Annotated in this window: 13 protein-coding genes and 1 pseudogene; 2 read left to right on the forward strand and 12 right to left on the reverse strand. The window is 34.3% G+C overall.

The window, feature by feature from the left end; genetic code table 11:
• Nucleotides 1-81: 81 nt before the first annotated feature.
• Together AABL52_RS17525 and AABL52_RS17530 are read right to left on the reverse strand one after the other, a co-directional pair.
• Complete coding sequence (locus AABL52_RS17525) at nt 82-1,692, reverse strand: amidase family protein (protein ID WP_341518061.1); 1,611 nt, start codon at nt 1,690-1,692, stop codon at nt 82-84.
• Between the two features lie 109 nt (nt 1,693-1,801).
• Complete coding sequence (locus AABL52_RS17530; RefSeq protein ID WP_000997338.1) at nt 1,802-1,933, reverse strand: hypothetical protein; 132 nt, start codon at nt 1,931-1,933, stop codon at nt 1,802-1,804.
• 183 nt (nt 1,934-2,116) lie between these two features.
• On the opposite strand from AABL52_RS17530, the gene AABL52_RS17535 reads away from it, so the two are divergent.
• Entirely contained in the window at nt 2,117-2,533 is a 417-nt protein-coding gene (locus tag AABL52_RS17535) for a GNAT family N-acetyltransferase (protein ID WP_048566572.1), read from the forward strand.
• 154 nt (nt 2,534-2,687) lie between these two features.
• On the opposite strand, the gene AABL52_RS17540 is transcribed toward AABL52_RS17535, so the two are convergent.
• The 4 genes from AABL52_RS17540 to AABL52_RS17555 form a co-directional block, all read right to left on the reverse strand.
• Nucleotides 2,688-3,290, reverse strand: a complete 603-nt coding sequence (locus tag AABL52_RS17540; protein WP_001277006.1) for a nitroreductase family protein — start codon at nt 3,288-3,290, stop codon at nt 2,688-2,690.
• A gap of 57 nt (nt 3,291-3,347) precedes the next feature.
• Nucleotides 3,348-3,998, reverse strand: coding sequence for a DsbA family oxidoreductase (locus tag AABL52_RS17545; RefSeq protein WP_000216675.1), 651 nt, complete (start codon nt 3,996-3,998; stop codon nt 3,348-3,350).
• A gap of 70 nt (nt 3,999-4,068) precedes the next feature.
• Nucleotides 4,069-4,500, reverse strand: a complete 432-nt coding sequence (locus tag AABL52_RS17550; protein ID WP_341518062.1) for an Rrf2 family transcriptional regulator — start codon at nt 4,498-4,500, stop codon at nt 4,069-4,071.
• Nucleotides 4,501-4,620: 120 nt separating this feature from the next.
• Nucleotides 4,621-5,490, reverse strand: a complete 870-nt coding sequence (locus tag AABL52_RS17555; protein WP_000156765.1) for a LysR family transcriptional regulator — start codon at nt 5,488-5,490, stop codon at nt 4,621-4,623.
• A gap of 97 nt (nt 5,491-5,587) precedes the next feature.
• Between AABL52_RS17555 and AABL52_RS17560 the strand changes: the two genes are divergently transcribed.
• On the forward strand, nt 5,588-6,493 hold the full coding sequence (locus AABL52_RS17560) for a DMT family transporter (protein WP_341518063.1): 906 nt from the start codon (nt 5,588-5,590) through the stop codon (nt 6,491-6,493).
• Between the two features lie 199 nt (nt 6,494-6,692).
• On the opposite strand, the gene AABL52_RS17565 is transcribed toward AABL52_RS17560, so the two are convergent.
• The 6 genes and pseudogenes from AABL52_RS17565 to brnQ all read right to left on the reverse strand — a co-directional run bounded on the left by AABL52_RS17565 (nt 6,693) and on the right by brnQ (nt 12,765).
• Complete coding sequence (locus AABL52_RS17565; protein WP_341518064.1) at nt 6,693-7,313, reverse strand: YcnI family protein; 621 nt, start codon at nt 7,311-7,313, stop codon at nt 6,693-6,695.
• 32 nt (nt 7,314-7,345) lie between these two features.
• Nucleotides 7,346-8,995: a copper resistance CopC/CopD family protein gene (locus AABL52_RS17570; protein ID WP_341518065.1), complete on the reverse strand. Its 1,650-nt coding sequence runs from the start codon at nt 8,993-8,995 to the stop codon at nt 7,346-7,348.
• A gap of 478 nt (nt 8,996-9,473) precedes the next feature.
• A pseudogene (locus tag AABL52_RS17575) lies at nt 9,474-9,605 on the reverse strand (glyoxalase); the annotation flags it as partial.
• A 36-nt stretch (nt 9,606-9,641) separates the two neighbouring features.
• Nucleotides 9,642-10,655 (reverse strand): CgeB family protein, encoded by a 1,014-nt coding sequence (locus AABL52_RS17580; RefSeq protein WP_000156216.1) that lies wholly within the window; start codon nt 10,653-10,655, stop codon nt 9,642-9,644.
• 251 nt (nt 10,656-10,906) lie between these two features.
• Nucleotides 10,907-11,326, reverse strand: coding sequence for a VOC family protein (locus AABL52_RS17585; protein WP_341518066.1), 420 nt, complete (start codon nt 11,324-11,326; stop codon nt 10,907-10,909).
• Nucleotides 11,327-11,409: 83 nt separating this feature from the next.
• Nucleotides 11,410-12,765, reverse strand: a complete 1,356-nt coding sequence (brnQ, locus tag AABL52_RS17590; RefSeq protein WP_341518067.1) for a branched-chain amino acid transport system II carrier protein — start codon at nt 12,763-12,765, stop codon at nt 11,410-11,412.
• Between the last annotated feature and the right edge of the window lie 227 nt (nt 12,766-12,992).

Raw genomic sequence — 12,992 nt, forward strand, 5'->3', positions numbered from 1 at the left:
TTTTTTTCTTTTATAATGTTAGATTCTTTTGTATTAGCCGACCAACATAATTTAGTGGCACTCTTTTTTTCGTTTATCCTTTTACAATTTTGGTGATTTTCTATTTTTAGACTGTTGTTCATACGCATATCCAATATTGAACAGATCCTTTTCACCGAATTGCTTCCCTACAAACACTGCACCTACTGGCTCTCCATTGTTATCATATCCTGCTGGCACAGCTAATTCTGGATAGCCAGCTACAGCTGATAGAAGAACTTCATCGTTGTTAATCATAACTAAGGCATCCAAACCTTTTTCTACTAAATACCTATCTAGCTCTTTTCTTGCATTTTCTTGACTCGTTTGCACTATTTTTTCTAATTCATCTTTCGTTATAGCAGATTTTTCAGATCCCTCAATTAATGTTTGTCCATATTTTATTCGTCTATTACTATCCTTTTTATTAAACGTTATAATCTCTTCTAGCGATTTTACTGGTACATTTTTTTGCTTTGAAAGATAATCGTTAACATTATGTTTGAACTCATATTCTAACGTTTGCAAATTATCTACACCCTCAGCGTTTAACTGAATATCATCAGTCAAGATCGCACCTGCATCTTGAAGGTCTTTTCTAATCTTTTCTGCTACTTCTTTTCTATTTTCATCTTGTCGATCTATTGAAAATAGAACGCCTACTTTTTTCCCTTTCAATCCGTCTATTGATAAGTCCTTCGTATAATCGATTCTTTCTTTATCTTTCATTTTTTCTGTCATAGCATCTTTTTCATCATAACTTACCATTACGTTAAATAACGTTGCTGCATCCTTTACCGTCCTTGCCATCGGTCCTGCTGTATCAAGTGTTTCAGCTAATGGAATAATGCCTGATCTACTCACCATACCTAGTGATGGACGTAACCCAACTACTGATTGCTGCGTCGCTGGTGCTACAATTGATCCAGTCGTTTCCGTCCCGACTGCAAGTGGTGCAAAATCTGCGGCAACTACTGTAGCAGACCCTGAACTTGATCCCGATGTATCAAACGTAATCGGACCGTACGGATTCAAATTTTGTCCTTTTTTCCCGCTATATCCGCTAGGCATTGTAAAGGATAAATAATTTGCCCACTCAGACATATTCGCTTTTCCTAAAATGAAAGCACCTTCTTCTTTCAACTTCTTCACAATCGTCGCATCTTCATCTGCAATCCAATCTTTTAACACATACGTGCCCGCACTTGTCGGCATCACCTTTTCCGTTTGTACATTATCTTTTACGATAACTGGCATGCCGTATAAGTTCGACTTCTTATTGAAAGATCTTTCTTTATCTAGCTTTCGCGCTTCTTCCATTGCATTTGGATTAATCTCTGTAACAGCATTTAATGATATTCCATTTTGGTCATGTTCTTGTATTCTAAAAAGATAAATACTCGTTAATTCTTCATATGATAATTTCTCATCATCAATCATTTTTTGAAGCTCATCTACAGTCGCATTTACGACTTCTTTTTCTTTTATCTTTACATTTTCTATATTAATTCCTTTCAACTGATTATGTATCGGTTTTAACACTCTATCTTTATCATATACGATACGCTCCGGTTCCTTTGGAAAATAATTTTTATACACGTAATATCCTCCGGCACATGCCAATAGGACAATACCTCCAGCGATCGACAACGTTACCTTTACCCACTTTTTCATGTTGTTTCCTCCACTCTAAAAGTTGCTCCAATGTATTGAAAAAGAGAGTTATCCTCATAACTCTCTCTAATTAGGATGCTAAATGAAAAAATGAAGAATTTCAATTTCATTATTTCTTTTTTTGCATTTGCTTCGCTAATAATTCTTTCACTTGATTATACGATAATCCCGAATTTTCATTTAAACGTTTTACCTCCTCAACATCAGTACCTACCACTGTATATTTTTTCTCATCATTCATTTTTCCACTTCCCTTTCTACTGCATTATTTCTAATATTTTTCCCCTAAACTCTTATAAATTAATACAAATAAGGAAACTGTACGAAATTCAATAGCTAAAAGGGATTCAGTTACATAAGAGGAAAAGATAAAAAAATGTCGAATGTATATACTTGTTAAATTTAAGGGCTTGGAGGATACATTTTGAAAACATATGAGTTTAAACATAATATCCCAACATTAGAAGAGTACAAATATTTGTGTGATTCTGTTGGATGGACTGATTATATGAATTTTGATGTAGCAGATATTTCACTGAAGAATTCTATTCACTGCATCACAGTGAAAGATAATGAACAAATGATCGGCATGGGGAGAATTGTTGGTGATGGATCTATCTATTTCTATATTCAAGATATAGTGGTGCATCCAGAGTATCAGAAACACGGTATCGGGAAAGAAATCATGCATCGTTTAGTTGCATACTTACATGAGAATGCCCCTGATAAGGCGTTTGTCGGTTTGTTTGCATCACAAGATAAAGAATCATTCTATGAAAAATTTGATTTTAAGGATTACTCACCAAACATGACGGGGATGTTTACTGTCATTTCAAAATAATAAACATAATAGATTTTTAATTGTAAGGAAAGACTTCGATTCATATGAAGGAAATCGTTCTTGCAGTAAGAGTTTAACATTGCATACGAAAGGAGAGTACATATATGGCTAATATGTACTCTCCTTTTATTTAACTTTTTACATATTAAATTTCTTAATAAAATTTCACTACATCTTCAGTAGGTAAGAAAGTTCTTTCTCCTGGTTGTTCATTTGGCTCACCAAATGGCATTTGTCCTACTAAGCTCCACTCTGCTGGAATGTTCCAAGTTTCTTTCACTTCAGCATCTACGATTGGATTGTAGTGTTGCAGGGATGCGCCAATTCCTTCAGCCGATAATAACATCCATACAGTATGTTGTAACATTGCATTTCCTTGATGAGACCAGAATGGGAACTGATCTTTATATAATGGTGCATTTTCTTGCATTTTTTCTACTGTTGCTTGATCTTCAAAGAATAACACAGTCCCAACACCTGTATGGAAACCTTTTAATCTTTCTACAGTCGCTTCAAAGTTTTCTGCTGGTACGCGGGCTCTTAGTGTTTCTTTAACAATATCCCAAAACTTTTCATGTTCTCCATCCATTAATACAACCATACGACCACTTTGCATATTGAAAGATGTTGGTGCGTGTAAAGCTGTTTTTAAAACTTCTTCAATTCTTTCTTTCGTAATTGCATCGTTTTTTGTTACTTTACGAATAGAACGACGGTTCACGATTGCTTCTTTTAATTTTGTTGTAGTTGCTGACATTTTAATTCCTCCAAATATTTGTTTTATAATTTATTTTGTTATTTCATAACAAGCGAATTAGCAATATCCATCTGTATTACATTGCATACCTTCAAATGAATTTGTTTTATCCTTTTCAATTTCTTTATCGATGACTCTTTGTAGCGTTTCTTTACTAGCAAGCCCTTGAATGACTTCATCTCCAATCATGACAGTTGGAACAGCCATAATATTTGCTTCATCATATGCATGCTGAATTGCTTCTTGATGCTTTTCTTTATATTTACGAGTTACTAAAGCATCTTTAAATTCAGCTTCAGGAAGACCTACTTCTACCGCTAATTTTGTTAAAACATCAATATCTTCAATGTTTTGCTCTTCTTGGAAAAATGCTGTGAATACGCGGTGATGATACTCATTTCCTAGTCCACGTTCTTTCGCAAATTGACATCCTTCGAAAGCTAAATGTGTATATGGATGCGGTGAAACACGTGGCAAACGCATATCGATTCCTAACTTCTTCGCAGTTGGAAGAATAAAAGCATCCCATGAGCCTAATTTTTCTGGCTCATTCCATGGATCTATTTTTGAATATGGACTTGGACGTAATTCAAATGGCATCCATTCAATTTCTACATCTTTCTCTTTCGCTACTTCATCTAATGGACCTTTTGCTAAAAAACAAAATGGACATATAAAATCTGAGTATACTTTCATTTTTACAGTCATACTTTTACACCTTACCTTTACAGTTGTAATCAAATCAGTTACATTAATAATAAAAAAATATAAATATGATTTAAGCATTCATTTTTTCTTGCAAAGTTTCAAACAAATGCTCCATCGTAATATTTCTCAAAATTTCTTCCATCGCGGATTGCGCTTGTATTAATATAACTTCTAACACCGCTTGAATATTTGCTCCGATTGGACAATCTGGATTTGGTTGCTCGTGAATATGAAATAGTTTGTCTTCTTCGACTACATTTACTGCATGGTATACATCTAACAATGTGATTTCATGTAAATCCTTTAATAATCCCGCACCACCTGGACCGCGATTTACATATACAAAACCAGCTTGTTTCAAGTACGACATCATTTTACGAATGACTACTGGATTTGTGTTTACACTTTCAGCTATATAGTCTGAAGTACAAAGTGAAGATGGATTGTTTTTCAAAATAGATAAAATATGAACAGCTATAGAAAAGCGGCTACTAATTTTCATCGTGATCACCACCTCGATGTAATCATTATAGTTACAACAAAAAGATAAGTCAATCCTTTTCATAGATTTTTTATAAGTAAATTAAAAAGTGTCCCATTATGATATATGAGACACCTCTTTTTATTCTGCAAATAGCGCTTGAAATTCTTCAATAAATAGCTGCACAGCGATGGAGGAATCCTTTAATGAAGGAACAGCTAAAGCAATTTCTCTCCATACTTGTGGTTCCAATTCTCTCGTTTGCACATTCTGTGGTAAATTCGTTAAAGATAATTCGGCTAATATTGCAATACCTAGCCCTTCTTGAATCATGTTTAAAGCTGTAGTAACGGTTGATATTACATACTCAGCCCGAAGTGGTACGTTTGCTTGTTTAAACATATCAATAATGGGTGGTTCGTATCCACCCTTACATAATATGATCGGTTCATTCTCTAAATCACTAATTGCAATAGAATCCTTCTTACAAAGAGGATGATCCTCTCTTAAGATAGCAACCATTTTCCCCTTCGTTAATGGGACAATCTCCATATCTTTATTAGGCAAAATAACAATTCCTATATCAACAACCCTCGATACTAACCAATCTTCAACTTCTTTAATCGTTCCTTCACAAAGAACGACTTCTAAGTTCGGATACTTCTCCTTAAAAAGGTTTATCATTTTGGGTAAGAAATGTGCAGAGGCACTCGGAAAACTCCCAATTCGAATCGTCCCAACTTCGTGTCCTTTCTCCATCGCAACTTCTTGTTCAATCTTCTCTACACCGTTCAAAATCTCTCTAATATGCACAAGAATTCTGTTTCCTACATCCGTAACGATTAGCCCTTTTCGTTTATCACGTATAAGAATCGTAACTCCTAACTCTGACTCAATACTTGAAATTGCATGACTTACAGCTGGCTGCGTCATATTTAACACCCGAGCAGCCTTCGTAAAACTACCTAACTCAACAGTTTTTATTAATACTTGCAGTTGTGTAATGGTCATAACTAATCACTTATACTCCTTATAAAAAAGATTCATTTTATTTATTACAGTCGATATCATATCATAGTGAAATGAATAACAACAAGGAGGTCTTACCGTGACACAGCTTTCTCGAACTAAGACGGCCATAATCCTTACCTTTCTCGTTTTCATGTGGGGAATCAATTGGCCTTTATCTAAGTTTGCCCTGCATTATACACCACCCGTTTTATTTGCAGGCGTTCGAACTTTAATTGGAGGATTCATTTTACTCCTTTTCGCATTACCGAAATACAAAGAGTTACACTTAAAAGAAACTTGGCATTTATACGTTATTTCTTCTTTACTTAACATCATTATATTTTACGGATTACAAACTGTAGGCCTTCAATATATGCCCGCTGGGTTATTTTCCGCCATTGTATTTCTACAACCTGTTTTACTCGGCATTTTCTCATGGATTTGGCTTGAAGAATCTATGTACGGCTTAAAAATTTTTGGGCTTGTTCTTGGATTTATTGGCGTAGGTGTCATTAGCTCTAGTAGTTTAACTGGACATATTTCTATTATTGGAATCCTTCTCGCGATAGGATGCGCTATTGGCTGGGCACTTGGCACAGTATTTATTAAGAAGACTGGGCACCGCGTTAATTCCATTTGGATGGTAACACTGCAGCTCATTATTGGTGGACTTTGCTTAATTGGATTTGGTTCAGAGTTTGAAAGCTGGTCTAGTATCGTTTGGAGTATACCATTTGTTAGCGTACTACTCTTTATTTCATTCTTTGTTATTGCAATGGGATGGCTTGCATACTTTACTCTTGTTGGAGCTGGTGAAGCAAGTAAAGTTGGGGCTTATACATTTCTTATTCCACTAATCGCTATTATTGTAAGCTCAATTTTCTTACATGAGGCCATTACTATTAGCTTATTCATCGGACTATTATTTATTGTGGTGAGTATTTGTTTCGTAAATATAAAGCCGAAAACACTTGCTGTAAGGCAGCAGGTTGAAGTGAAATAAAAAAGAGTCTACGTTTGTAGACTCTTTTTTTATTGTATGATGATATTTAAGTAGTAAGAATATTTCCTCTAACATATACAAATAGACTAACAATTCTAATCATAAGGGGGAATTATATGGTTTTACAGTATAAAGAATTTGGAGATTCAAGCTCTCCACTATCCTCATTCTTACTATTCCATAGACCTTTCAATCTTACTTATTTTTTACGACGTACCACAAAAGCACATGCACCTACCGACGATACAATCGCTAAAATAGATAAGACAATTGCTATCAATTGCATATTACTAGTGCTTTCATTCTTTTCTACATTAGACACTTCACCATGTTCCCCTGTTAATGACGTACCTTTTGCAATTGTAGTAAGTGAATGTGGTTTTTCAGCGTTCTCATCGCCTGTCCATTCAACAATTTCTCCATCTTTATATTGTTGATATGCATCCCAAGCTATTTTTTGTTCTTTATCCGGATTTTTAGCGACAAAAGTAAATCGCTGGAACTGGCCGGGTAAAATCCCTTCTCCCGTTGCTTCCCACACTACAGTTTTAACTTTTCCAGCATTGCCTTTCTGCTCTTCCACTTTCCATCCTGGCACGGGTTCATACTGTTGAAACTCCACTCCAGACGGTATTTTCAGTGTAACTTTTGTCGTTGCTACATTCTTTTCAACCGGTACTTTTATCGTGTAAGTCTCCCAAGAATTTACGTCTGAAGTTGCTGGCTTCACAGTGACGTGCGCACTAACCGGTAACGAAAAAATGCCCATTGCAATAATTGTTGCGATCATTGTTGTGCCAATTTTTTTTATACGTTTCATTTTATTAACTCCTTTTTATTTATACCTTCTCTTTATCTGCCGCCTACTATAAATTTATAATCCGCATCAAAGCTATCAAGAGATTTTGTTAATCCGTGCACTTGTATATTCCAGTTTCCTGTCATGTTAATATACATACCTTCCGCTTCATATTCTCCTGGTGAAACGGCCGAAACTTTAAATGAGCCTTTTCCCATGTTCATATCCAATGATTGCGTAGTTAAAATAATTTGCTCCATATCAGTAACAGGTTGTCCGTTCTCATCCTTTAAAGTAATATGGAATGTATTTTGTCCTACTTTATTAGGACTTACATGTAAAGTAAGTTCATATCCATTATCTAATTGTTTACTCTCTGTAAAAGGTCCAGTAGGTGGCATCGGCGGTGTTTGTACGTTTGTCATAAAAGCTACGATTACGAAAATAATAATTCCTATGATAAACTCTACTTTCACTGTAGCGCCTAATCCTTGCTGCGCTCTCATTTTCCCTTTCACATAATGAACAATTCCCAATATCCCCATGAAAATGAATAAAAGTATTTTTGCTAATAAAGCTAATCCATACTTCGTATCAAATAACGAGTGGATTGTTGGAATAAAAAATGTACTGTTAAAAAGACCTGTTATTAAAATCACGATGACAGCACCTGTTGCCCACGGTGAAAAACGCTTAATCATATCCCAATACATACTCCACTTGTCATCCTCTTTACGTAAAAGAAGAATAATGGTTGATAGACCGCCAATCCATAATGAGGCTGCGAATAAATGTAGAAAGTCCATAACGACAGCAATTTCTTTAAACTTTAAACCATATGCGTGACTATTAAAGGCTTTCATAACAAGTATCCCAATAAACAATACTATCGGAATGCTCCATACTTTAAACGACGATAGCTTTTCACACTTCAGCGCAAAATACGTAACGATTATAAGCAAACTAATAAGAGCCATTTGAGTGAGCCATACGTAACTAAAAACAGAGAGCTGTAATGTTTCTTTTAATAGTAAAGGATTGAATGCTTCTAGCCATGAAACATCAGCATTTATTTTCGTTTGCAATGGTAGATTGAATAGTAAACTAATGAATATGCCAATTAATGAGATCCATATTATTTTTTTACTTCTTGATTGAACCGAGATTGCATTCCTTTTGTACATAATAAGATTAAAGAATAGCACTCCTATAAATAGTGAGAAACTTGTATATAGAACGCCACGTTCCATAATCATATCTATTTGCGGAACATATCCCATCTCTTCTACTTGTAAATCGTCTGCTCCCGCTTCTGCTGATCCAATTCGGAACGGAATCACTCCTTGAATAGGATGACCGTCAGCTGAAATCACTTTCCACTGAATAGAGTAGAGTCCGTTTTTCAAATTTTCTTTTAACCCTGCTTCTAATAATTTTTTATTTTTCTTATCGATATGAGCATCTTTTAAATCTACTCTTGTACCTGATGTATCTCTTACAAACAATGTATTAAAATGCGAAACTTGTATATCCTCATCGAATTCAATTTTCACAACAGCTGGTGCTTTCTTCAACGTTTCATTTTCAGCAGGGTTGGATTTCACAATGTACGCATGAGCAGATGCACTTTTTGGTATCGATATAATAAGCACACATACAATGAATAGCCATGCCCCTAACCTTTTCATTACTTTCACAATCATTTCACTTCTTTCTTACTCATCGCTATACTTCCATTCCTTTAACTTCCCAAGTTCAATTCCCCGGCGAAATATTAACCTGATTAAATATAAATTGCTATACAGTATAACTCTTTATTTCTCTCTCACCTCTAAACTTCTAATAAAATAGTAACTACCTTCATGGATACAACTTACATTTTTAAAGTCGATTGTAATTATATCATAAAATATATTTATGTAAGTTCCTGAAGAAGAAAAGTTATCGTGAATCATTTGTGAAGAAAGTGTGAAATACATAAAGTAAAATTTTTATCAGTGGGTGTTTTTGTTCCCCCCTAATTATTAGCCCCGCCAGTCAGACCTTTATGGACGGTAAGCTCCCACCTAACTCTCTCATACTCGCAGATTTTTGAAGTGGTAGTCTTATCGCTCGCAAATAGCCGAAGAAACAAAAAAGGCATTACGTTATTACGCAACACCTTTTCTTAATACAATTCTTTTACTTCTCTTCCAGATAATCACCATAATCAATGCTCATTTCTTTTGTATCTGCTGGGTTAAGATAAAATAACCTTCTATCATGCTTATTAATGGGAAGTGTATGCTCTAATGCTCGAATACCTTGTTCTTTAAACATTTTATGTTTCTGCATATCCTAACCCTATTTTTAAATTCCACTTTCTTTTTTAGGATTAACGCTAATTATTTCCAATAAATCTTTTACCCTTTTATCATATGTATGTTCAATTAGTGTTCTTCTAAATCCTTCCATCGCAATTTTATTTCTTTGTGCTGGATTTGCCAAATACCTTTCTGCTTTCTCTATAAAATCAACCGATGAAGTAAATGTCTCAATTTGCACCCCTGGAATATAGCACTTTTCCAAATCTGAACGAATATCCGTCATTTGAAAAGCACCTGTACTAGCTATTTCGAATGTACGATTATTAATGGAACAAGCATTTATTTTTACTCTATTTATATTAAATGTTACATCCTCTATCGATCGATGTATATTCATGTTAATTTTACTTTTTGTATAATATTCCATACTATTTTTATAAACCAAAAATGGTAAAAGTATAATCTTATCCTTCAATAATTCATAGTTTTTTAGCCTATCCCAGTTACATCCTATAATTAAGGTGTTTTTAGTCACTAAATACTCTGCAATTGAATCAATAAACGCTAGCCGATTATCAAAAGCAGTCCCTATGAAACTAATATCAAATAAATAATCCTCTTCCGTACGTATCGGCGTATATGCAGGAGGTTCTGCCGCTAAAGGCAAGTAATAAACATTATCGCAGCCTAAATCTTTATAAAAATCAATACATCCTGTATCTTGTGTAAAAACATAATCATAATCAAGCACTAAATTTTTTGTCACATCTGTAAAGTAAGGATCATCTGTAAGCCAGAGTGCAGTCGTAAAATTATATTGTTTTAGCTCTTGAATCCCCTTACTTATTCCTTCTTCAAAACCATGGAATACAATAATGAGTGAGGGCTGTATCTTTAAAGCTGTTTTCACCAAATTTTTGTATGTTACCATCGTTACATTACCAATTGCTTTTTTCAAACTATTAAATATAGATTCCTCTAACACCGGAAAATATACAGAAGCACCAGATTTAACAAATAATACGTTAAAATTTTCAGCACTATATGAAATCGTCACAAATAGCCACGCTCCAATACATGTAATTAACTATTTATATTATATTGTATTACCTAAAAATATATAGTTGGCTACAAATTAGTCTCCCCTGTAACATATTGCCGCGGAAGAGGAGCATAATCAGCTCATTCTACATCTTTATATAAGATATGACTTTCTTATAAAATGTATAACTTTTTTGTCACCTCACACAAATACATAAATAAAAAGGAGTTACATTATAATGTAACTCCTTTGCTTAAGGTTGAACTTTATTTCTCTTCCGGATAATCACAATACTCAATGATTGTTCCCTCTGTATCCGCTGGGTTAAGATATATTAATCTTCTGCCGTGTTTATTAATTCGAAGTGTATGCTCTAACGTTCGAACACCTTGTTCTTTTAACTCTTCTAAAGCTACATCTAAATCATCAACACGATACGCAACGTGATGAACACCTTTACCTTTTTGTTTAATAAAGCGTGCAATTGGAGATGTCGTATTATTCGTAGGCGCAAGTAATTCAATTCTATCTCCATCCACTTCAAGAATGGCTACTTCGCTTTCCACACCAGGAGCTTCACTTACGTAACGATCTATTAAAGTTCCTAACAACACCTTTTCATAAAAACGTATCGTACTTTCTATATCTCGAACTGCGATGCCGATATGATCAATTGTTTTTTTCATTTTATTTCCCCTACTACTTTATTTTCTTTCATTATTAATAGTAACAAAAAAAGTTATAGAAACAAGTTCTATAACTTTTTTATTTAACCTATTTTCTTATTCGCACTAGCTGGCTGAACTTGATTTTTTGCTTTTAAAACGCTAATGCCATATCCGATAAATCCACCGATAATTGCTGGGAAGATCCAACCTAATCCTACTTCTTGCATCGGAAGGAATTTAGTGAACACTTGGCTTACTACTTCAATGTTAACGCCAGCTGCACTTAATCCATCAAATAAACTGATAATAAATGTTACGATTAAGCTCACTTGATAAACTTCAGCTCTTCCTTTGAATAATGAATGGAAGAATGTTAAGAAAATCAATACGATTGCTAGTGGATAGATTGCTGTTAATACTGGAACAGAAACTGCGATTAATTGTGTTAATCCTACGTTTGCAACAATTGCACTAAATACACATAGTATGATTGCAATTGCTTTGTAAGGGACATTTGGGAATAACTTATGGAAGAATGAAGAACATGCTGATACAAGTCCCACACTAGTTGTTAAACACGCTACTGTAATCATTAATCCTAATAATACTCCACCATATGATCCGAAATAGTAGTTAGAAACTTTCGCTAATACTTCTCCACCATTCTCTAAATGTCCAAGCTTTGCAACACTTGAAGCACCCATATAAGAAAGAGCTGTATAGATAATTGCTAAAATAGATGCTGCAATGATTGTCGCTTTTGCACAAACAATCATAATCTGTGTTTTCGTTTTCGCACCTTTTTCTTTAATTGCATTAATGATAATGATTCCAAATACGAATGATGCAAGTGTGTCCATTGTTAAGTACCCTTCTTGGAACCCTTTAAAGAATGCATGTGATGTATAAGCTTCCACTGGTGCTTGCATATCTCCAATCGGATGTATAAAAGCAACGATTACTAATATACCGATAAAAGTTAACTTAATTGGCGTTAAGATTTTTCCAACAATATCGACAATTTTCGCGGGATTTAGCGAAAAAAAACAAGTGATGCTAAAAAATACAATTGTGAAAAGAATTAAAGGTGTAGAGCCTATTCCCTCTGGCATAAACGGCTTAAGACCAATTTCATAAGAAACATTTCCTGTTCTTGGTATTGCAAATAACGGGCCAATCGCTAAGTATAAAACTGTTGTAAACACAATCCCGAACACTGGGTGAGCACGACTTGCTAATGACTGTAAATCATCTTTACCCGAAAAACCAAATGCTAGTACACCTAGTAATGGTAATCCTACACCTGTTACTAAAAATCCAGCGTTTGCAATCCATACATTCTCTCCTGCCGATTGCCCTAACATTGCCGGGAATATTAAATTTCCTGCTCCAAAAAATAGTGCAAATAACATTAATCCAATAACTACTATGAACGAAAACGGTACTTTATTCGCCATAATATAACCCCCATTCAAATTTCCTTATCTCATTTTCCATTTTTAACTAATTGAATTTTCTGAATTTTTAATTCGACTATCAACTATTCTTGAACTCATTATAGTTTGCTATATAATATTTTGCAATACTATTTTCAAACTTTTCATTTATTTTATAAATATACATTTTTTAACATAGAAATAGACTAAAAAACCAACATGGTCATCCATGTTGGTTTTTTACATTT

The organism is Bacillus paramobilis (assembly GCF_038096195.1).
Taxonomy (GTDB): Bacteria; Bacillota; Bacilli; order Bacillales; family Bacillaceae_G; genus Bacillus_A; species Bacillus_A mobilis.